Here is a 20,385-nt window from a genome sequence, read left to right as displayed (position 1 = left end):
TACTAGTATCTGAGTGCTATCTGTCTAGTACAAACCTTGTACCATAGAGTTAATGACCGGTTTTGTGAACAATTTGTCAGTAAATTACGTCTAAAAAGGCGTTGCAGCTGACAAATTGGCCTACCTAAACAGTAGAAAAGGCATTAACGTACTAGCCAGCTACGTATTAATACAAGAAAGTAAGCCCTACAATTGTTTGGGTATGGTAAAGAAAAAGTCTATAAAAGTAGTAGGAGAAAATTAGGTGGACTGCAGTAGCTCAAGGGCTTTTTCGGCCGCCGATTGCTCGGCTTTCTTTTTACTGTAGCCGCTGCCGGTCGCGAAGGGCTCTTCATTGACAATCACCTGCGCAATGAATTCGCGATAATGGCTATTCCCTTTTTCGGAAATGATTTCGAACCGAATCTCCTTGCCCTCCCGCTGAGCCCATTCGATGAGCCGGCTTTTGAAGTTTGCATTGTTCTGGACTACCAGATCAATATCGTAATGGGAGAGAAGCTTCTTTAAAATAAAACGCCGGGTAAACGGAAACCCTTTGTCCAGATAAACGGCGCCTACCAATGCTTCCAGAGCATCGCCGTACATAGACGTACGGGCTGGCAGACTACGGGTCCGGCTACCGTCGAACTCAATGAGCCGGTCAAGACCAATTTTGCGTGAAATGCCGTTCAGCGTTTCGCGGTTGACAATCCGGGAGCGGATTTCGGTCAGGAAGCCTTCGTCTTTGTAAGGATATCGCTTGAAAAGGTACTCGGCAATCACCATCCCCAGCACTGCATCACCTAAATACTCCAGCCGTTCGTTCGATTCACGAAACCCTTCAATGGCTGTTGCTTTAGATGCAGACGTATGGCGAAGGGCTAACTGATACAAGCCTACGTTCAATGGGCGAGCTCCAATTATATGGCCAATAGAACGCCTGAGATTCTTCCGCGGATCGGCGTCGCCGGGGCGGAACAAACTCAAAATAGGACTTAATACATTGCGAGGCAAAGCGAGTTGCACGACTTATGCGTCCAGTTTCCTGAATATTACCGAAACATTGTGCCCACCAAAACCGAACGTGTTGCTTAAAGCCACATTGACCGGTCGTTGCTGAGCCGTATTAAAGGTAAAATTTAATTGCGGATTAAATTCCTCGTCGTCCGTAAAATGATTAATTGTCGGCGGAACAGTATCGTGCTGCATCGCCATGAGGCAGGCAATGGCCTCAACGGCCCCCGCAGCACCCAGCAAGTGACCAGTCATCGATTTAGTTGAGCTGATGTTCAACTTGTAAGCATGGTCGCCGAAAACCTTCTCAATGGCCATCGCTTCACTAACATCACCCAGCGGGGTCGAAGTTCCGTGTACATTGATGTAGTCTACCGATTCAGGGGAGATTCCAGCATCATCCAGCGCATCTTTCATTACGCTGATAGCACCGGCTCCCTCCGGATGAGGGGCTGTGATGTGGTAAGCATCGGACGACATGCCGCCACCAATGAGTTCGGCGTAAATTTTAGCACCACGGGCTTTGGCATGCTCGTATTCTTCAAGAATAATAGCGCCGGCTCCTTCGCCAAGCACAAAGCCATCGCGGTCCTTGTCAAATGGACGGGAGGCTGTTTCGGGCGAGTCGTTCCGTTCAGAAAGCGCCCGGAGGGCGTTAAAGCCGCCAATACCAGCTTCTGTTACGGCGGCTTCCGACCCGCCCGTAATAGCGAGTTTCAGGCGACCAAGACGGATGTAGTTAAACGCATCGACCATTGCGTTGGTTGCCGACGCGCAGGCGGATACCGTCACGTAGTTGACCCCTCGGAAACCATAGCGAATCGAGAGTATTCCCGATGCGCTGTCAGCAATCATCTTCGGAATAAAGAATGGATTGATGCGGGGGGTACCATCGCCACGGGCGTAATTTTTAACCTCGTCTTCAAATGTTTTGAGACCCCCGATACCTGACCCCCAGATGACTCCGGCCCGGTCCAGGTCGATTGATTCGAGGTTCAACCCGGAATCTTTGATGGCTTCGTCGGCTACGACAACGGCGTACTGCGCGAAGGGGTCCATCTTGCGGGCTTCCTGACGGGGAATGAATTCATTGACATCCAAGCCCTTAACCTCACAGGCAAACTGTGTACGGAATTTTGAGGCATCGAACTTCGTGATAGGACCGGCACCACTCACACCGGCGGCTAAGTTGGTCCAATAGGTAGATACGTTATTACCGATCGGTGTCAGGGCACCGAGGCCTGTCACTACTACTCGTTTGAATGTCATACAGATGAACTGCGGGGTAATAAAAGAAGGGAAGCGGTAAACGCTAAGGCGTTGCTGTTATTTGCCGGCGTTTTCTTCCAGATAGGTAATTGCCTGACCTACCGTACCAATGTTTTCGGCCTGATCGTCCGGAATAGAAATGTTAAACTCTTTTTCAAACTCCATGATGAGTTCAACGGTGTCTAGTGAGTCGGCGCCCAGGTCGTTCGTGAAGCTGGCCTCCGGAGTAACCTCTGACTCTTCTACACCCAGTTTCTCAACAATGATGTTTTTGACCTTTTGTGCAATTTCTGACATTTTAGTAGCCCTTTGTAGTTAAAAAACTGCGCAAAGAAACGGATTTCCCATTGCATTGTCAAACAATTTTTTGAGAGCACTTTCGTTACTTTTATTGCGTTTTTTGTAAATAACTTACAGATAATCAGTTTTTTATAAGTGGTTTGAAGGCTTGTTCATTTAAGTTGGCAGAATTGCTGCTGGCTGCAACGTGGCCTGATCCGCTAAACGAGCTGCGTGGGCTGCTGTGTCAACCGTGATGCGTTTAACGCAGAAGTCAGCCTTGGACAAGGCTTTTTTAAAGGCAAAGCTTTCCTCTGATCGAATCCCGAAAAATCACAAACTTCCGGCGTTTGATCCCAGATACTGGTCACTTCGTCCCATCAATTTTAAAGCTAGTCGGCGAGGTGTTTGTTTTGAATCGTTCATCACGCAGATCCGCTGCTGAACAGTAACCAACAACATACATCGCCATGAAAGCTATCAACCGCATTGCTGCTTTTTTTCTGACTGCTCTAGTCTTTACCGCCTGTACCGGCAACGACATCAAGCCTGCCAAAGCTGTGCTGACAGACACGTCGGTTCGTTCTGATACGTTGGTTGAGCCGACCCGCACCATCGATGGTTTTGAGCCCACTACTGATCAGCCGGTCAGGCCCACCAGTGAAAACCCTGCCAGGGGGAAACACCAGCCCGCTGCAACTGATGGCGCAGCGCCGGATGTGCTGTCGCGGCCTGCGGATGTAACGGCTTTTTGACAAGGATTGTATCTGTCAGCGTTTTCAAAAACCAATTCCCAAACTGACTACGTACCCATGAAACCGATCTCACTTCATACAGCCGACTTCCGAAAATTTGTCTGGCAACCGGCATACATTTGGCCACAGGATGGAACGCTGAGCCAACGTAAACAGGAGCCTGCCGGCTTGCTCCGGTCTGAGCTTCCGCTGTTTCTAAGCATTACGGCGCTTACGATCGTTCTGTTACAGCTGGTTAGCTACCTGACTGGCCAGCAGGTGGGGTGGCTTTTAACCCGATCGCATTCGAATCCGTTGGCCATAGTCATTACGGTATGTGTATTGGTTCCACTGGTGTCGGAAACGATCTTTCGGTCGGTGCTGAAGATTACCCCCGGTCGACTGGCTAATCTGGTGGCTTTTCTGCTGCTTCTGCTCCTGGGTAACTACTACAACGACATCAAAGCCATAGCGCATGTTTATACCGGCCTGTGGCTTTTTCTGCTCTGGGTTGGCCTGGCCCATGTTGTCAGGCAATTTCTGAAGCGGCCGAGAATATTTGCGCAGGTTGAGTTATTTTGGCGCGTTAATTTCCGGGGTATATTCTACGCACTTGTCGTAGCTTATGCCTTATTCTGGGCCGACGGAATTTTGTCGTTGACAACAACAAAGGGCTTTGGGTTAATAGTCCTGCTGGCGCCTGGTATATTGTTGGGAACGTACTTAGGGTATATTCGAATAAAATACGGGTTCTGGGCCGCCGTACGTGCTCACATCCTGATGATGAGCCTGCCAATGGGTTTTGAACTTATACGATTCCTGTATTTTTAATGGTGGTTCTAGACAGCACTTTGAAAAAGGATACGGCAGTGACCGGCACCAGACCACAACCGGCAAGACGACTGTTGCCCAGGCTGACAATTTCACCGTTGTGGCAGCGTGTTGCCTTGTGGGCCGCTATCGCCGGAAGTGCAGCTCTGTTGGGTTGGTTTACTGATTTCAGTGCGATTGAGAAAGGCTTCAACGACGGCTATGCCGATGGCCGGGGGATACCGCAGAAGACCACTGGTTTGCCCTTAAGCATTTACGTCGGGGTGGTGCTGGTTGCCGCAATCATTGTTGGCGTATTGACTGGCGTTGCGCATTTGTATTACGTCATCTTTCATAAGCGGGTTTTTAAAAGCAACCAGATTGCCTACATCGTCCTGTACGTTATCTGGCTTTTCATCCTGTACATAGGCATGTCCAAACTGTTTACTGACGCGTTTGGGTTTGACGGCAATACGTATCGGATGCACCAGGCGACCAATGGGACAATCAAAGTGAGCGACTACCACCGGGAGGTTTCCTCAACTATGGCCCTGATTATACTGATCTATATGGTGGTATATGGCTTCATTACGGATTATCGTAAAGGGCATAAAGTTCAGCTTGCGCTTATCCAGCAAAAAGCGCAGGCTGAACTCGATGCGCTGAAGGCGCAGGTTAATCCACATTTCCTGTTCAATTCGCTGAACAACATCTACGGCACAGCCCTCATGGAGCAAAGCCCGCGTACGGCCGAAAGTATTCAGCAGCTCTCGGGTATTGTGCGCTACGTAATGGAAGAGTCCAGGTTGCAGACGACCACAATTCAGCGGGAGCTTCGGTTTATTGATGATTACGTAGAACTGCAGCGCATTCGAATTCCTGATAAGGCGCATATCCGGATTGAGGTCGACATGGACTGGGATGAGAAACCGGCCCAGATCGTACCTCTGCTGCTGAATCCATTGATCGAGAATGCCTTTAAATACGGTATTAGTATTCAAAACCCCTGTTTTGTGCGGATTCAGTTACGGGTGCAGGATGGTACGCTTTATCTGCTGACCGAAAACAGTATTCTGCCCCGGACCGATCTGGAGAAGGGGACTGGACTGGGCCTGGCCAATGTTCGCAAGCGGCTTGAACTGGCTTATCCTGATCGGCATCTGCTGGTCGCTGGCGAGGACGGTGACGTATTCAGGGTCTCATTAACGATCAGGTTGTAGCTCCGATGATTTATGCAGAACTAGTCAGCGCTGACACGTACCGCCTTATTGCTTTTGAACGTAACTGCCCTGAAATCGTATGCCCACCACCCTCCGTTGCATCGCCATTGACGACGAGCCGATTGCGCTCGATGTAATTAGTGCGCACGCCGGTAAAGTGCCGTTTTTGGACCTTCGTCGCACGTTTGTCAACGCCATTGAAGCACTGGCTTTTTTGAGGACTGAGCCGGTTGATTTGATCTTCCTCGACATTAACATGCCTGATCTGACCGGGCTGGATTTTGCGCAGGTAGTGGGAAATAAATCGCTGGTGATCTTCACAACGGCCTATCCGGAATATGCTTTGCAGGGCTTTGAATTAAGTGCGCTGGATTATCTGCTCAAACCAATTGCATTCGGGCGCTTCCTGCAGGCGGCTAACAAGGCCTTTGAGCGACTGGCCGGATCCGATAAGAAGTCGCCCTACGTATTTGTTAAAGATGGCTACGACTGGGTACGTATCAATCTGGATGAGTTGCTCTTCGTGGAGTCAGAAGGAAACTACCTGACGTTTCAGGAGATCGGTAAGAAAACCCTGACACGGATGACCATCGGCGAAGCAGTGGAGATGCTGCCCGCCGATGAATTCATGCGGATTCATAAGTCGTATATCGTTGCGCTGAACCGGATTGAAAAAATTGAGCGGCACCAGCTAACCATTGGTAAAGTGCAGGTGCCGCTCAGCGGAAGCTACCGCGACGAGTTGCTCGAACGGGTGAAGTAGCCGGATAAGTTATTTGAGGTTATCCAGGTTAAAATGCAGCCCCCGGTTGTCGCGCCGGGACATGGCCGCTTTGATAACCAGATAAGCGATCTCAATCATATTGCGTAGTTCACAGATTCGTACCGATACCTTCGACTGCCGATACAGTTCTTCGTGCTCCAGGTACAGCAGTTCGAGCCGATCCATTGCCCGCTTTAGTCGCCGGTTCGAGCGCACGATACCGACGTAGTTGGACATAATCGCTTCGAGTTCGCGTTGGATTTCTGTTACCAGAATGAGTTCTTCGGGATGTGATGTACCAGCATCGTTCCAGTCGGGAATCTCGGTGGGCACTACAACCTGATCGAAATCTTCGAGCGTTTTCAGATACGCCCGGTGACCAAATACAACCGCTTCGAGCAGGGAGTTGGAAGCCAGCCGGTTGGCTCCGTGCAGGCCGGTGCAGGCGCATTCGCCGACGGCGTAGAGGTAGTTGATATTGGTCTGCCCCCACTCGTTGACCCGGATACCCCCGCACATGTAATGCTGGGCCGGCACAACCGGAATGTAATCCTTTCGCAGGTCAAGCCCATAATTGTCGCGGCAATAGGCCGTGATGTTGGGGAAGTGTTCGACGAACCGCTCGTAGTCGACGTGGGTCACATCAATATAGACGTGCGGATCGCCGGTCTTTTTCATTTCGGAGTCAATGGCCCGGGCCACAATGTCGCGGGGAGCCAGCGAAAGCCGGGAGTCATAATGCTCCATAAAGGTTTCTCCCTTCATGTTTTTCAACACTCCCCCAAAGCCTCGTACAGCCTCCGAAATCAGAAAATTTGGTTTCTTTTCGGGCTCATATAGCGCCGTGGGGTGGAATTGGATAAACTCCATGTCCTTGCAGATGCCCTTGGCGCGGTAGGCCATGGCAATACCGTCGCCGGTCGCAATGCTGGGATTCGTTGTGTTTTGATACACATTCCCAATTCCGCCGGTAGCCAGCAAGGTGGTTTTAGCCAGAAATTTCTCGACCTGGCCGGTCTGGGTGTTCAGCACGTAAGCACCAAAGCACACATTGTCGGTATCGTAGCGATGAACCGTTTCGCCAAGGTGGTGGCGGGTAATCAGTTCGACGGCGTAGTAGTGCGTGAAAATTTCAATGCTCGACAGCGAATGGGCTTTTTCCAGCAGGGCCCGCTCAATTTCCGCGCCGGTAATGTCCTTGAAATGTAGAATCCGGTAGTCGGAGTGGCCGCCTTCCTTGGCCAGATCATAGTCGGTGCCGTTATGTTCCTTGTCAAATCGGGTGCCGTAGCTGATCAGTTCACGGATTCGTTCCGGTGCTTCTCGTACCACCGTTTCAACGATATGCCGGTCGCTGAGGTAGTCCCCGGCAATCATTGTATCTTCAATGTGCTTCTCAAAGGAATCCTCTTCCGACCACACGGCCGCGATACCGCCCTGGGCGTATTTGGTATTGGTCTCGTCGGCCTGCACCTTCGTAATAACGGCGATGCGGATGGGAGTCTGCGTCTGTTCGTAATGCAGGGCCAGTTTGGTGGCGTAGCTCAGCCCGGCAATTCCGGAACCGATGACTAAGAAATCATATTGGTGGGGCATATTTTATAAAATAATAAGCCCGTCAACCCGTCCGAAGTGACTTATGTTGAGCGTCTTAACGGGCAGATTATGAACCAGTGCCGTGGCCGCAATCAGAATATCAAGCGGGCCAACCAATTGGTTCCGGCGCTTTAGATTAATGAACAATTCCGCGGCCTTTATGGCTACTAATCGGTCAAATGATAACTCAACGAAATCACTTAACAGGACAGCTAACTCTGCCGCTTTTCCAGCTGAAGTAGCGCCACAGTACAACTCGTATATGGTTGCCGACGACACATATTTATCTTGTACAGAGGCTATTGAAGTAAGGCTTGTACTGGCTTTGTCTTTCGCACGAATATGCTCTATAAATACACTAGTGTCGACTACCATTCCAAGGCTTTCCAGTTATTGAAGTGTTGCTGAGCTTCTTCAATTGGTTTAATGTCTTGATCAGACCATACGGAAATACTCTGCAATTTTCTCTTGTACTCTTCCGGATCGTAAGGTTTCCGGCGCCCTTTTTTTTCCAGCAGGAAGTCTACAAAATCGACAACTTCCTGTTGAGCCTGCTCATCAAGCGCCTGGAATTTTGCGATAAGTTCGCTCATAATCGATTAGTTATAAACTCTTGCTCATTTCCAGCATCCGCAGTACCGAGGCTTCGGCCTTAACCCGTACCTCTTCCGGTACCAGAATCTCCGGCTGCTCGTACAGCATGCAATTATAAAGCTTTTCCAGCGTGTTCATCTTCATGTACGGGCACTCCGAGCAGGCGCAGGTGTTGTTCTCATTGGCCGGTGCCGGAATGATTTTCTTATGCGGAGCCGCCTGCCGCATCTTGTGCAGAATTCCCGCTTCGGTTCCAACGATGAAGGTCTGTTCCGGACTGTCCACTACGTACTTCAGCAGCGCCGTTGTTGACCCAACATAGTCGGCGTGGACCAGAATATGCTCCTGGCATTCGGGGTGGGCGATGAACTTGGCATCGGGGTACTTCTCGCGCAAAGCCTGCAGTTTCTCCAGCGAAATATCGATATGGACAATGCAGGCACCATCCCACAGCACCATGTCGCGGCCCGTCTTCTTCTCAATAAAGCGGCCCAGGTTCGCGTCGGGCGCAAAAATGATTTTTTGATCCTTCGGCAGGCTCTCAACAATCTTGAGCGCATTCGACGACGTAACGATGATGTCGGACAGTGCCTTGATATCGGCCGAGCAGTTGATGTACGACAGCACAATGTGGTCGGGGTACTGCGCTTTGAAGGCCGCAAACTTATCGGCAGGAGCCGAATCAGCCAGTGAGCAACCGGCGTTCAGATCCGGAATGACCACTTTCTTGTCCGGCGACAGAATTTTGGCGGTTTCACCCATGAAGTGCACCCCGCAGAACACGATCATATCTGCGTCGGTGCTGGCGGCCTGCTGCGACAGGCCCAGGCTATCGCCGATGTAGTCGGCCAGGTCCTGAATGGCGCCGTCTACGTAGTAATGAGCCAGAATAACTGCGTTTTTCTCTTTCCTGAGCCGGTTGATTTCGGCTACTAAATCTATATTGTCGGCCACGGGCTCGTTCACATAACCCACGCGCTTTACTTCTTCCAGAATTGCTTCCATGTGGTTGGCTGTTTGTAACATCTAAACAATCAGACGCCAAAAAATGTCTCAACCGGCGAATTTGCGCAAAGGTTTTCGGCTTTCAAACATCTAACCCTATTTACCCGGTTGTAGCAAAAACAGCAGGCCTGTGCTCACTATGAACGACGAGTTTCTGTTCTTACGGATCACCGAGATAAAATCTGAAACCCTGGATGCGAGAAGCTACTGGCTCGAACCGGTTGACGGTCGGCCGGTTTCGTACCGGGCCGGGCAGTTTCTGACCCTGATTATCGAGCATGGGGGCCATGAGGTTCGGCGGTCCTATTCGCTCAGTTCGGCGCCCGGCGTTGACCAGCAGCTACGCCTGACCATCAAGCGAATTACCAACGGCGAAATATCACGCTACCTGCTGGATACGCTTGAGGTGGGGGATGTACTGACGTGTTTACCTCCTGCCGGGCGGTTTACCCTCGACCCCGACCATTCGGGCGACGTGTTGCTGCTTGGCGCTGGCAGCGGTATCACGCCTTTGTTTTCGATTCTGAAACATACCTTACAAACAGAGCCCGACCGACGCATAACGTTGCTGTACAGCAGCTCCAATGAACGTGATATCATCTTCCGCGACGAACTGGACCATCTGCAGGGGCTATTCTCCGATCGCTTTCGGCTCCTGTATCTGCTTAGTAGCCCATCCGACAACTGGCAGGGGCTGATCGGGCGGTTGAACAACATGATGCTGGAGCGCCTGCTGCCAACTTTGATCGGGTCCGATTTCAATACGGTTCGGTGCTACGTGTGTGGACCCGCTGATTATATGCGGATGGTACGGTTTACACTGGTTTTCAGCGGCCTCGGTCCGGAGCAGATCCGGCAGGAAAACTTTGTAATCAATCCGGTCGTCCGAACCCCGCCCCCGGCGCTGGCCGTCGATCGAACGGTGCTGCTCCGGTTTCGGGGGCGGGAGATCAACATTCAGGTTCCGGCTTACAAGTCCATCCTGCAGGCGGCTTTGGACGAAGGGGTTTCCCTGCCGTATAGTTGCAAAGGCGGGCGGTGTTCGACCTGCACGGCCCGATGCCTGTCTGGAAGTGTTCACATGACTATCAACGACGTACTAACTGATAAAGACCTCCGCGACGGCTGGGTGCTGACCTGCACCGGCTACCCGGAAAGCGACGGGGTTGTGCTGGAAATTTAGGAGGAAAGGAGAAAGGGAAACGCCAATTGCCGACAAGGTCTGACGGTACGTCTGACCGTTTGTATATTACCAGTGCGGTCAGACGTACCGTCAGACCTTATTCCTCCATCTCCTCTTCCATTCCTCTTACACTATCTTCGTTTTCAGGAACGCGATGACTACATCCAGGCCTTTCTGGTACTGAACGTTATTGGGAATCACAATGTCCGCTTCGGCGCGGTAGGGTTTGATATACCGCTTGTAAGTTGGCTTAACGTGGTATTTCCACCGGTACATTACGTCGTCGAGGTCATAACCACGTTCTTCGGCATCCCGCTTGACGCGCCGTTCGAGCTTGATGCTGTTCTTGGCATCGATGAAGATTTTCAAATCCATCTGATCGGCCAGCTCGCGGAAGTGAAACACGAAAATCCCCTCTACAACAATGATTGGGGCAGGGTGAAAGGTCAGAATCTCGGGAACAACATTCGGATTATTGAACGTGTATTCGATCTGTTCCACAACGTGGCCTTCCCGCAACTGACGAATGTGTTCGGCGTAGCGATGATGGTCAATCGTTTCGGGTAAATCAAAATTATGTATACCCTGATCATCGACAGCGATCTCGTGAAGCGGGCGGTAATAGTTATCCTGAGAAATCAAGCAAACGTCGTTGGCCGAAAACGCACTGAGCAACCCACGCAGGAACGACGTTTTGCCGGAGGCACTGCCGCCGGTGATGCCGACGATAAATGGTTTTATGGTCATAATGAGTGCGAATTTACGGCAAAAAGACGGTTGGAAAGGAAAACCCAGGCCGCGGATGCGTTTATTCGTGCGATTGGTGAAGTGGAGGCTTTTTACGACTTTACCTGCTGAAGGCACCACACCCGCAGCACCTGAAGCCCCGGCGAAATTCAGACCAGATTACAACCCTTTCGGGCCATAGCCGGTCGATTATAAAATGTTGGCGTTATGGAGGAATGGGTGGTGTCGAAAAAGCAGGTACATTGATCGATTACGCCCAAACATTCACCAATAAAATTAGATTGTATTCGTTAAAAGTAAGACCCGTCAGGATTTGCTTATCTTGCCGGCAAAGTACTGTTTACCCTTCACGCAAGTTATATGAGGATCAATACGTCGTCTGTGCTGCTGGTGGCGTTAGGCTTAGCCACCGGGCTGTCGGGCTGTAACTCAGCCATGCAGGCGTATAAAAAAGGTGTCCGGCACTATGACGCCGGGGAGTATAACCTGGCAATTCCGCAGTTTGAAAAGGCCCGCAAGGGAAACATTGATGCGGCCAAGCTGAATTACTACGAAGCCGAAGCCTACCGCCAGTCGAACCGTTTTGCCGAAGCCGCTCCGTTTTACCAGAAAGCCATCGAAGCCGGGACGCAGGAGCCAAACGCCCGGTTCAACTACGCCTACGCCCTGAAAACGCAGGGAAATTATGCCGGTGCGCTGGAGCAACTCCAGCAGTTTGTGGCAAAAGCGCCCAAAACAATCGGTAAAGCCACGCTCGAAAAAGCCAAACGGGAGGTCGAAACCTTGCGGGCTATGGATATTCTCGCCCGGAAAAAGACCCAGATCAATCTGAAGAATATGGGCAACCTCAACTCGCCGGGGGCAGAGTTTGCGCCCATTGTGCGGGGTGAAGAGCTGATTTTTACGGCTTCTCGAAAAGACAAAGTCTATAAAAACAACGGCCAGCAGATGCTGGGCCTGTACAAGACTAAACTCAACCAGAAGCTTGACGAAACGGGTAACGCTCCTGAACGGTTCAGCGCCAATATTTTCAAGGAAGACGTTAACGAAGGAACGCCTGCTTTTTCGAAAGACGGCAAGACCATGATTCTGGCGCGGGGAAACAACGGTAAGCGGAAGGGTGGTCTGGACGTAGATCTGTTCATTAGCCGACTGGGCGAAGGAAACACCTGGAGCGAACCGCAGCGGCTGCCGATCAGCGACTCAACGGCCTGGGACGGCTCACCGGCTTTCTCCGTCGACGGTAAAACGCTGTACTTTGCCTCTAACCGGGCCGGTGGACAGGGCGGAATTGACCTGTACCGCACCAGCATCGATGCATCGGGCCGCTTCAGCCGTCCGGTAAACATGGGTCGGGATATTAATACCCCCGGCGACGAAATGTTCCCGTACGTCAGCGCTGATGCTAAATTATACTTTGCTTCGGATGGGCATCCGGGCCTTGGCAAGCTCGACGTTTTTGTAGCAACCCGATCGGGGGGCGTAACGCGGGTTGAAAACATGGGACAGCCCATCAATTCGCCCGCCGATGATTTTGGTTTGATCTTCACCGAGCCGGAAAAAGGGTTCCTGGCCTCGAACCGGGAAGGCGGCAAGGGCGACGATGATATTTATTTCTTCGAGGAAGGTACAACAACCACCGAAGCTCCGCCGACCATTGCCCAGAATGCGCCCAAGACCGTTCGCTACTTCCTGGCCGGAACTGTGTCGGCTAATGAGCAACCCGTAGCGCCACTTGATTCGGCGCGGGTTCGCATCATCGACGATGCCACGGGTCAGCCGATCGCCGAGGTGGTGACGGGTCAGCCGGGTACGTTCGGTAAGTATCCACTGCAGGAAGGTAAGGATTATACCATTCTGGCCGAGCGCAAAGGGTATCTGACCCGCCGGGAGCCGTTCACGATGCAAGGCAAGAGCATTCCGGAGGTGTTTTTGACCAAGCCGCAGACCGATACGACCTTTAACGTAGCGATCCTGCTGGATAAGGCAACCCTAAACCGGACGTTCGTACTGGAGAATATCTATTATGACCTCGACAAGTTTAATATCCGTCCGGATGCGGCCGAAGAACTCGATAAGCTGGTTACGATCCTGAAAGACAACCCGACGCTGAAAATTGAATTGAGCTCACATACGGACGTACGGGCTCCGGATGCCTACAACATGCGCCTGTCGCAGAACCGGGCTAAATCGGCTGTCGACTACATCGTATCAAAAGGCGTGGACGCCGACCGTATGGTAGCCAAAGGCTATGGTGAAACGCAGTTGGTGGTGAAAAACGCCAAGACTGAGGAGGAACATCAGCGAAACCGCCGGACTGAGTTCAAGATTCTGTCGCTGTAAGGCCGATACCATCGGCAGCAAACATTACCTGAAACCCGTTTGTTGATAACGTATCAATAAACGGGTTTTTTATGGGTAATGATCGACTCAGACAGTTCCTCGTCGTCTTCAGCATCGTGTCGCTGATTGTGATGAACTACCTGTCCAACGCCGGGGTATTTGGTGGCCAGACCAACGGCGAGGTATCCGATAAGTACCATACACTAATTACTCCCGCCGGTTATGCTTTTGCCATCTGGGGGCTTATCTTCCTAGGTTTACTGGCCTTCGCGGTGTACCAGGCGTTGCCGTCGCAGCGAACAAACCCGCGTTTTCGGGCCGTCGGACCGTGGGTGATCCTGAATGCCTTCTGCAACGCTATCTGGAGCCCTTTGTTCAACAACGAGCAGATTGGCCTTGCACTGCTGGTTATTCTGGTTATGCTAGTATCGCTCATCATCATTGAGCAGAAACTCCTGGCTCGCCACCACGTACCGGTTGTCGCACCGGACCTGGATGCATCGCTGCCCGAGTCATACGTATCAGCCACGGAAACCTGGCTGGCGCGGGTTCCTTTTTCGATTTACTTTGGCTGGCTTACCGTAGCAACCATCCTGAACGTAGCGGTGTATCTGGAAGCAACCGAGTTTGATCTGTTCGGACTCAACGAAGCCGAATGGGCAATAGGTATTCTGATCGTAGGGCTGGTTATTGGCGCGTTTGTGTTTAACCGGTTCCGCAGCCTGTCCTACATACTCGTGTTTGCCTGGGCTTATGTGGCTATTGCAGTAGAGCAGGAAGGCAACGAACGTGTGCCGTTGTTCGCCGTAGCGGGGGCCGTCGGAGCCGTGCTGCTGGCCATCTCCGGCATCATCACCCGCAAACCGCCGGTGATGGAACTGGAAGTTCGGCATTGACAAGGCGAGCTATCAGCTCTCTTTGCCAAACATCTTACTGGCTTTCGTGCGCACATAAGCAAATTGTTTGGTAACTTTCACGGTTGTATTGGTATTCATTGCCTGTGCTCAATCGCCGTGGAGACTCAAGCCATCCCGTATTACGACAGCCTGCCCGATTTTCTGAAGGTAGTTAAGTCCATTGACGCTACAAACCGTTGCTTTGTCATCTACCCGTTCGAGCAGTTTGGCGGGCCGGGAGAAGTGATACCGCCGTTTCGTAGCAATACGTACGTAGCGGCTTTGGTCACCGAAGGCAACGGAACCATTCATCTGGATGGGCTGCCTTACGCCGTTTCTTCGAGCACATTGTACTTTCTGCGGCCCTGGACCCTCCGGTCGCTGCGCAAAGATGACCAGTGGCATGGCTACATCCTGATGTTTACCCCCGAGTTCGTGGCCAGGCGGTCGGTGCTGAGCGATCCTATGCGAGAACACCCGTTCTACCGGCGAGGGGCACATCCGCTCATTCAGATCAGTCAGGTCGATACGCACCAGTTAGCCCTTCTATTCGAACAGCTCCGTACGGAATTCACCAATCCTGATCTGCAAAAAACGGAACGCCATGAGCTGCTATATCACCTGCTTCAGGTGCTGTTGATCAAGAGCCGTGCAATCTACCAGCAGGCTCTTTCGGCTACCAGCCATACGCACCCGGTATCATTAGTCGAAAGCTTCCAGACACTGATTCAGACGTATTATATGGAGAATGGCTGTACGTTGCCTACGGTACACACCATAGCGCAGCAGCTCCATATTCATCCGCATTATCTGAGCGACATTTTAAAAAAGTACACTGGTAAAACGGCCCTGCAGCATATTCGCGAACGAACGGTTCTGGAAGCCCAGACCCTGTTACGTAACACGAACCTGACTGTGGCCGAAATTGGCTACCAGCTCCAGTTCGATGATCCTTCCAACTTTACCAAATTCTTTAAACACCTGACGGGTGTAACGCCCCGGGCGTACCGGGAGCAGGAGCAAGGCGTTTTCGTAACCCAGTGAGGTTGAGCTGATGAGCACAACTTTATCTACCAATAATGGTATTTTTAATCACGGGTAAGTGAGGCATCTGCATTTTTTACCAGTGAAACTGCGAAACGTACCTGTTTTGGCGGTTGGCGTCCGGTTATTTTTGTTTGTTAAATACGGCATTGTCTGACGTCGCCCTAACTGGTCAGCCTCGGCTTTGCTGAAACGCTTTCGGCGAGTATGTGGATAGTACGTTTAGCTCTTGAGAAGAAATACACCATTGCGGTAATGGCCCTGCTGATCCTGATCATGGGGGGCGTGTCGGTTACGCAGATGCCGACCGACATTTTTCCGCGGATTAATATTCCGGTTGTTTCGGTCCTCTGGGGGTATAACGGCTTGTCGACCAACGAGATGGAGAAGATGGTTACCAACTTCTCCGAAACGTCGCTGATCAACAACGTTGCCGATATTCAGCGGGTTGAATCCCAAACGTACAACGGTACGGCTTCCATCCGGATTTACTTTCATCCGACCGTTCGGATTGAGGAGGCCATTGCCCAGGTAACCGCCATCTCGCAGACCATTCTGGTGCGGATGCCACCCGGAACGCAGCCTCCCCTGATCGTTCGCTACAACGCTACCGACGTACCCGTGCTTCAATTGGGCCTTTCGTCCGACAGCCTGACCGAACCACAGATCACCGACTACGCTACTACGCGCATCCGGCCTCAGATCTCGACCGTACCCGGCAGCCGGCTGTCGCAGGCATTTGGGGGAAAAACCCGCCAGATCATGGTCGACCTGGAGCCGGATCAGTTGGTGGCTTATGGCGTAACGCCGGAAGAAGTCCTCAATGCTGTGTCGGCCCAGAACCTGACCCTGCCCACTGGTAGCCTGCGCGTAGCCGAACGGGAATACAACGTCCGGCTGAACAGCAAACCCGACGTCATCACGACGTTGAACGACATTCCCATTAAAAACGTAGGAGGGACCGTTGTCCACATGCGCGACGTAGCCAATGTGCACGATGGAGCCGCCGTGCAGGCCAATGTGGTGAAGCAGGACGGCAGCCGTGGTGTTCTGCTGAGTATCGTAAAAACCGGAAGTGCGTCTACGACTCAGATTGTTGATAAAATCCGTAATCAGATCTTACCGACCATCCGGGCGGCTGCTCCCTCGAATCTCCGGATTCAGGAGTTGTTCGACCAGTCGGTGTTTGTGCGGGCGTCGATTCAGGGCGTACTGGTCGAAGGCCTGATTGCAGCCCTGCTTACAGCCGCCATGATTCTGCTTTTTCTGGGCAGCTGGCGTAGTACGGTGATTGTTGCCGTTTCCATTCCGCTGTCGATCCTGACGTCGATCTGTGTCCTGTATTTTATGGGCGAAACGCTCAACATCATGACTTTGGGCGGACTGGCGCTGGCCATTGGAATTCTGGTCGACGATGCAACGGTAACCATCGAAAACATTCACCGGAATGAGGAGCTGGGCATGCCGCTGCGGACGGCTATTCTGGAAGGTGCTCACCAGATCGCTACGCCTACGCTGGTGTCGACGCTGACCATTTGTATTGTGTTTACGTCGGTCTTGTTCCTCGAAGGCCCTGCCCGTTTCCTGTTTGGGCCACTGGCGCTGTCGGTGGTATTTGCCATGCTGGCGTCGTATGTGCTGTCGCGGACGCTGGTGCCGATGATGGCCGACCTGATGCTTCGTAATGAAGGGCATGGGGCAAAGAGCGGGGGGAACAATGCCCTTCATCAAACCCCGCGTCCTACGTTTTATGATCGGTTCAACGCCGGATTTGAGCGTTTCCAGGCCCGATACATGCGGGCGCTTCACTGGACTTTAGCCAACCGGAAGCTCGTTTTTGTCATTTTTATCGGCGTACTGGCATTCACGAGCGCCATGCTGCCGTTTATTGGCCGCGATTTTTTCCCGAAAGTCGATGCTGGTCAGATTAAGCTGCATCTGCGGGCACCGGCCGGATCGCGTCTGGAAGAAACCGAACGCATCGCGGCCTTGACGTCGGAGGTCGTTCGGAATGTGATTCCGGTCGAGGAAGTCGGTTCGGTGATCAGTAACATCGGTCTTACGTCGGAGCGATACAACTTCATCTTTACGGACAACTCCACTGCGGGTGTGGCGGATGCTGAATTGTTGATCTCTCTGACCGAAGAACGTTCGCGCCCCACCAACGACTACATTCGGGAACTGCGCAGTCGGCTACAGGAAGAAATGCCCGAAGTAACGTACTTCTTTCTGCCTGCCGACATCGTCAGCCAGATTCTGAATTTTGGCCTGACTTCGTCCATCGACGTGCAAGTCAGCGGTTTCGATCGGGCCAATAATCTGCGGGTAGCACGGGAACTGCGGCAGCGGATTGCCCAGATACCGGGCGCGGTCGACGTACACCTGCATCAGGTACTCGATGCGCCGGAACTTTTTCTGGACGTCGACCGGGAGCGGGCGAATCAGTTTGGCCTGACCGAACAGCGCGTCGCGACGAACATGAACATTTCGCTCAGCGGAACCGGACAAACACGGCCGAACTTCTGGCCCGATCCGGTAACGGGCTTCCCGTATCTGATCGTTGTGCAGACGCCACCGTACAAGCTAGACTCGTATGATAAGCTGCTGCGTATACCCGTAGCGGCCAACCAACAGGCGGTGCCGCAACTGCTGAGCAACGTAACAACCATCAAGCGCACCACCGCGCCGGTGATCATTAACCGAGTGAATACGCAACCGGCCTACGATGTGTACGCAGCCGTTGAGGGCACGGACCTGGGCTCGGTGGCTAATGAACTGAACAAACTGGTTAAAGAATACGAAAGCCAATTGAAGCCCGGTAACAAAATCGCCATTCGGGGGCAGGTCGAAAGCATGGAAAGCGCCTTCAGCCGACTGGGTATCGGTATTGTCTTTGCGGCCGTGCTGGTGTATCTGCTGATGGTGGTCAACTTTCAGTCGTTCCGCTATCCATTCATAATCATCACGGCGTTGCCCGGTGCCCTCTGCGGCATGGTCTGGATGCTGTTCCTGACGCATACTACGTTCAGCATTCCATCGTTGATGGGAGCTATCATGAGCGTAGGGGTTGCTACGGCCAACAGCATTCTGATGGTAAGTTTTGCCAAGGATCACCTGCCCGAGGTAGGCGGAAATGCCATGGAAGCCGCTCTGGAGGCAGGACGTACCCGCCTGCGGCCCATTCTGATGACGGCAATCGCGATGGTGATTGGTATGCTGCCGATGTCGCTGGGTCTGGGCGAAGGAGGGGAGCAGAACGCGCCCCTGGGTCGGGCGGTGATCGGTGGGTTGCTCCTGGCTACCTTCACAACTCTGTTGTTTGTACCGGTAGTATTCAGTTACCTGGCTAAGTATAAAGGAGAGCAGCCAACAAACCGGTCGGCAAACGCATAAGAGCTATGTCAAACGAGTTCGTGTACCACGTCGTTACGGCGACCGATTGGGCCCGCTGGCAAGACAAGCCGACGTACGAAGCGGGAAGTCTGGCGTCAGAAGGGTTCATTCACCTGTCGACGGAGGAGCAGGTAGCCGGCGTACTGGAACGGTATTATCAGGGTGTTCCTGACTTATTACTGGTGCAGATTGACCCGGCCCGGCTGACGCATGAACTGAAATACGACGTATCGACAAACAACGACCGATTTCCACACCTCTACGGCCCATTGAACAAAGATGCCGTCGTAAGCGTGGCAACTATACGATAACTGGTTATCAAGCACCTGTATGAAATCGCTTAGAATACTTATTCCGGTAGCCCTGCTCATTGCGCTGTTTGTTTTTGTGGGCGTACTGCCCCGGATCAAAAACACGCAGGAGTTGAAGGCAGCCGCCGATCGCGAAGCCAACCGGGAGCCGGTGGTCAATGCCATACCCTTAAAGCAGGCTTCGGATACGACCGCGCTGACCCTGCCGGGCCAGATTCGACCGTACCGCGAAACGCCATTATATGCCCGTACCCAGGGGTTCCTGCGCCGGTGGTACGTAGACATTGGCACGAACGTTCGACAAGGGCAACTGCTGGCCACCATCGACGTACCGGAGCTTGACCAGGATATTGCCCGGGCACAGGCCGATCAGCAATTGGCCGAAGCCAACCTGAACCGGTTAGAAAGCGTTACGCTGCCGGGCGCGGTGGCCAAACAGGACATCGATACGCGCCGGTCGGCTGTGGCCGTTTCGCAGGCTAATCTGCGCCGGTTGCAGGCGTTGAAGGCATTGCAGCAGATTCATGCCCCGTTCAGTGGCGTTGTAACAAACCGGAACGTGGATATTGGCGCACTGGTGTCGCCGAGCAGTGGGCAGCCGCTGTTTACAATTGCGAAACTGGACACACTGCGGGTGTTTGTCGACGTACCACAGACGTACTTCCGCTACGTAAAAGTTGGTTTGCCGGCTCAGGTTACTATTCCCGAACTGCAGAACCAGACCCTGAAAGGCCGGGTGGTACGGACATCGGGTACGCTACGTAGCGAGTCAAGAACGCTGCTGGCCGAGGTCGCCATTCCCAACCGCGGGGGAGCGTTGCCGTCGGGGCTGTATGGACAGGTGAAATTCGACATGATTGCGGCAAACGCACCCGTCCTTGTTCCTGCCAATGCGTTGCAGATTACCCCTCAGGGGCCGCGTGTGGTGGTGGTCGATCCAAACCAGACCGTACGGTTTCAGCCGGTCACCCTTGGCCGTGACTACGGTACGACAATCGAAGTGATTAGCGGCCTGACCGGGCAGGAGCGGGTTGTAACCAATCCTAACGACCGGCTGCGCGACGGCCAACGGGTGCGGCTACGCAAGGCAGGCAGCGAAAAAACGATTGCGCAGCGATAAGTGAGGTTTCTGTAGGTCTGTATTCGGTTAATACACGTGCGAACAAGCTATCTATTTTGCTTAACGGCCTGTTTTATCGCTGGTG

At 52.6% G+C, this 20,385-nt stretch carries 19 protein-coding genes; 11 read left to right on the top strand and 8 right to left on the bottom strand.

Features of this window, described 5'->3' with window-relative positions; translation table 11 throughout:
- Positions 1 to 240: 240 nt before the first annotated feature.
- The 3 genes from rnc to DYU11_RS05185 are packed head-to-tail and all read right to left on the bottom strand — an operon-like array spanning position 241 to position 2,559.
- Positions 241 to 1,005, bottom strand: coding sequence for a ribonuclease III (rnc, locus tag DYU11_RS05195; protein WP_199736666.1), 765 nt, complete (start codon positions 1,003 to 1,005; stop codon positions 241 to 243).
- A 3-nt stretch (positions 1,006 to 1,008) separates the two neighbouring features.
- Entirely contained in the window at positions 1,009 to 2,262 is a 1,254-nt protein-coding gene (gene fabF / locus DYU11_RS05190; RefSeq protein ID WP_119666537.1) for a beta-ketoacyl-ACP synthase II, read from the bottom strand.
- Between the two features lie 57 nt (positions 2,263 to 2,319).
- Entirely contained in the window at positions 2,320 to 2,559 is a 240-nt protein-coding gene (locus DYU11_RS05185) for an acyl carrier protein (protein WP_009284998.1), read from the bottom strand.
- Positions 2,560 to 3,011: 452 nt separating this feature from the next.
- On the opposite strand from DYU11_RS05185, the gene DYU11_RS05180 reads away from it, so the two are divergent.
- The 4 genes from DYU11_RS05180 (at position 3,012) to DYU11_RS05165 (ending at position 6,068) form a co-directional block, all read left to right on the top strand.
- Entirely contained in the window at positions 3,012 to 3,296 is a 285-nt protein-coding gene (locus DYU11_RS05180) for a hypothetical protein (RefSeq protein WP_119666536.1), read from the top strand.
- 57 nt (positions 3,297 to 3,353) lie between these two features.
- Complete coding sequence (locus tag DYU11_RS05175) at positions 3,354 to 4,106, top strand: hypothetical protein (RefSeq protein ID WP_119666535.1); 753 nt, start codon at positions 3,354 to 3,356, stop codon at positions 4,104 to 4,106.
- A 74-nt stretch (positions 4,107 to 4,180) separates the two neighbouring features.
- Entirely contained in the window at positions 4,181 to 5,305 is a 1,125-nt protein-coding gene (locus DYU11_RS05170) for a sensor histidine kinase (RefSeq protein WP_158600213.1), read from the top strand.
- A 79-nt stretch (positions 5,306 to 5,384) separates the two neighbouring features.
- On the top strand, positions 5,385 to 6,068 hold the full coding sequence (locus tag DYU11_RS05165) for a LytR/AlgR family response regulator transcription factor (protein WP_119666533.1): 684 nt from the start codon (positions 5,385 to 5,387) through the stop codon (positions 6,066 to 6,068).
- Between the two features lie 9 nt (positions 6,069 to 6,077).
- Here DYU11_RS05165 and nadB read toward each other — a convergent pair whose 3' ends face one another.
- Genes nadB through nadA form a run of 4 tightly spaced genes read right to left on the bottom strand, consistent with a single transcriptional unit; the run spans position 6,078 to position 9,263 of the window.
- On the bottom strand, positions 6,078 to 7,664 hold the full coding sequence (nadB, locus tag DYU11_RS05160) for an L-aspartate oxidase (protein ID WP_119666532.1): 1,587 nt from the start codon (positions 7,662 to 7,664) through the stop codon (positions 6,078 to 6,080).
- Between the two features lie 3 nt (positions 7,665 to 7,667).
- Positions 7,668 to 8,039, bottom strand: a complete 372-nt coding sequence (locus DYU11_RS05155; protein ID WP_119666531.1) for a type II toxin-antitoxin system VapC family toxin — start codon at positions 8,037 to 8,039, stop codon at positions 7,668 to 7,670.
- Positions 8,033 to 8,257, bottom strand: a complete 225-nt coding sequence (locus tag DYU11_RS05150) for a DUF2281 domain-containing protein (protein WP_119666530.1) — start codon at positions 8,255 to 8,257, stop codon at positions 8,033 to 8,035. Before DYU11_RS05150 ends, DYU11_RS05155 begins: the two co-directional genes overlap by 7 nt.
- 10 nt (positions 8,258 to 8,267) lie before the next feature.
- Positions 8,268 to 9,263, bottom strand: coding sequence for a quinolinate synthase NadA (gene nadA, locus DYU11_RS05145; RefSeq protein ID WP_119666529.1), 996 nt, complete (start codon positions 9,261 to 9,263; stop codon positions 8,268 to 8,270).
- Positions 9,264 to 9,402: 139 nt separating this feature from the next.
- Here nadA and DYU11_RS05140 point away from each other — a divergent pair, with 139 nt between their 5' ends.
- Positions 9,403 to 10,446 (top strand): 2Fe-2S iron-sulfur cluster-binding protein, encoded by a 1,044-nt coding sequence (locus DYU11_RS05140; RefSeq protein WP_119666528.1) that lies wholly within the window; start codon positions 9,403 to 9,405, stop codon positions 10,444 to 10,446.
- Positions 10,447 to 10,572: 126 nt separating this feature from the next.
- On the opposite strand, the gene udk is transcribed toward DYU11_RS05140, so the two are convergent.
- Positions 10,573 to 11,193 carry a uridine kinase gene (gene udk / locus DYU11_RS05135; RefSeq protein WP_119666527.1) on the bottom strand — a complete coding sequence of 207 codons (621 nt, stop codon included), beginning with the start codon at positions 11,191 to 11,193 and terminating at the stop codon, positions 10,573 to 10,575.
- 360 nt (positions 11,194 to 11,553) lie between these two features.
- Here udk and DYU11_RS05130 point away from each other — a divergent pair, with 360 nt between their 5' ends.
- The 6 genes from DYU11_RS05130 to DYU11_RS05105 all read left to right on the top strand — a co-directional run bounded on the left by DYU11_RS05130 (position 11,554) and on the right by DYU11_RS05105 (position 20,300).
- The gene (locus DYU11_RS05130; RefSeq protein ID WP_199736665.1) at positions 11,554 to 13,536 is read left to right on the top strand and encodes a CHU_0125 family OmpA-like outer membrane integrity protein; all 1,983 of its coding nucleotides are present in this window, start codon (positions 11,554 to 11,556) and stop codon (positions 13,534 to 13,536) included.
- A 71-nt stretch (positions 13,537 to 13,607) separates the two neighbouring features.
- Positions 13,608 to 14,432 (top strand): TspO/MBR family protein, encoded by an 825-nt coding sequence (locus DYU11_RS05125; protein WP_119666526.1) that lies wholly within the window; start codon positions 13,608 to 13,610, stop codon positions 14,430 to 14,432.
- A 117-nt stretch (positions 14,433 to 14,549) separates the two neighbouring features.
- Positions 14,550 to 15,476 (top strand): AraC family transcriptional regulator, encoded by a 927-nt coding sequence (locus tag DYU11_RS05120; RefSeq protein ID WP_119666525.1) that lies wholly within the window; start codon positions 14,550 to 14,552, stop codon positions 15,474 to 15,476.
- Between the two features lie 207 nt (positions 15,477 to 15,683).
- Positions 15,684 to 18,869 (top strand): efflux RND transporter permease subunit, encoded by a 3,186-nt coding sequence (locus DYU11_RS05115; protein WP_119666524.1) that lies wholly within the window; start codon positions 15,684 to 15,686, stop codon positions 18,867 to 18,869.
- A 5-nt stretch (positions 18,870 to 18,874) separates the two neighbouring features.
- Positions 18,875 to 19,180, top strand: coding sequence for a DUF952 domain-containing protein (locus tag DYU11_RS05110; RefSeq protein ID WP_119666523.1), 306 nt, complete (start codon positions 18,875 to 18,877; stop codon positions 19,178 to 19,180).
- A gap of 19 nt (positions 19,181 to 19,199) precedes the next feature.
- Positions 19,200 to 20,300, top strand: a complete 1,101-nt coding sequence (locus tag DYU11_RS05105) for an efflux RND transporter periplasmic adaptor subunit (RefSeq protein ID WP_119666522.1) — start codon at positions 19,200 to 19,202, stop codon at positions 20,298 to 20,300.
- Positions 20,301 to 20,385: the final 85 nt, after the last annotated feature.

The organism is Fibrisoma montanum, assembly GCF_003583365.1.
Classification (GTDB): domain Bacteria; phylum Bacteroidota; class Bacteroidia; order Cytophagales; family Spirosomataceae; genus Fibrisoma; species Fibrisoma montanum.
This window is presented reverse-complemented; position numbering and strand designations above follow the sequence as displayed.

What these genes read in the sequence shown, in the direction of transcription:
- nadA (WP_119666529.1), bottom strand. Translation starts at nt 9,263, where the DNA reads ATGGAAGCAATTCTGGAAGAAGTAAAGCGCGTGGGTTATGTGAACGAG.
- DYU11_RS05155 (WP_119666531.1), bottom strand. Translation starts at nt 8,039, where the DNA reads ATGGTAGTCGACACTAGTGTATTTATAGAGCATATTCGTGCGAAAGAC.
- DYU11_RS05150 (WP_119666530.1), bottom strand. Translation starts at nt 8,257, where the DNA reads ATGAGCGAACTTATCGCAAAATTCCAGGCGCTTGATGAGCAGGCTCAA.
- DYU11_RS05165 (WP_119666533.1), top strand. Translation starts at nt 5,385, where the DNA reads ATGCCCACCACCCTCCGTTGCATCGCCATTGACGACGAGCCGATTGCG.
- DYU11_RS05180 (WP_119666536.1), top strand. Translation starts at nt 3,012, where the DNA reads ATGAAAGCTATCAACCGCATTGCTGCTTTTTTTCTGACTGCTCTAGTC.
- DYU11_RS05175 (WP_119666535.1), top strand. Translation starts at nt 3,354, where the DNA reads ATGAAACCGATCTCACTTCATACAGCCGACTTCCGAAAATTTGTCTGG.
- udk (WP_119666527.1), bottom strand. Translation starts at nt 11,193, where the DNA reads ATGACCATAAAACCATTTATCGTCGGCATCACCGGCGGCAGTGCCTCC.
- DYU11_RS05115 (WP_119666524.1), top strand. Translation starts at nt 15,684, where the DNA reads ATGTGGATAGTACGTTTAGCTCTTGAGAAGAAATACACCATTGCGGTA.
- DYU11_RS05140 (WP_119666528.1), top strand. Translation starts at nt 9,403, where the DNA reads ATGAACGACGAGTTTCTGTTCTTACGGATCACCGAGATAAAATCTGAA.
- DYU11_RS05110 (WP_119666523.1), top strand. Translation starts at nt 18,875, where the DNA reads ATGTCAAACGAGTTCGTGTACCACGTCGTTACGGCGACCGATTGGGCC.
- DYU11_RS05125 (WP_119666526.1), top strand. Translation starts at nt 13,608, where the DNA reads ATGGGTAATGATCGACTCAGACAGTTCCTCGTCGTCTTCAGCATCGTG.
- DYU11_RS05130 (WP_199736665.1), top strand. Translation starts at nt 11,554, where the DNA reads ATGAGGATCAATACGTCGTCTGTGCTGCTGGTGGCGTTAGGCTTAGCC.
- nadB (WP_119666532.1), bottom strand. Translation starts at nt 7,664, where the DNA reads ATGCCCCACCAATATGATTTCTTAGTCATCGGTTCCGGAATTGCCGGG.
- fabF (WP_119666537.1), bottom strand. Translation starts at nt 2,262, where the DNA reads ATGACATTCAAACGAGTAGTAGTGACAGGCCTCGGTGCCCTGACACCG.
- DYU11_RS05185 (WP_009284998.1), bottom strand. Translation starts at nt 2,559, where the DNA reads ATGTCAGAAATTGCACAAAAGGTCAAAAACATCATTGTTGAGAAACTG.
- DYU11_RS05105 (WP_119666522.1), top strand. Translation starts at nt 19,200, where the DNA reads ATGAAATCGCTTAGAATACTTATTCCGGTAGCCCTGCTCATTGCGCTG.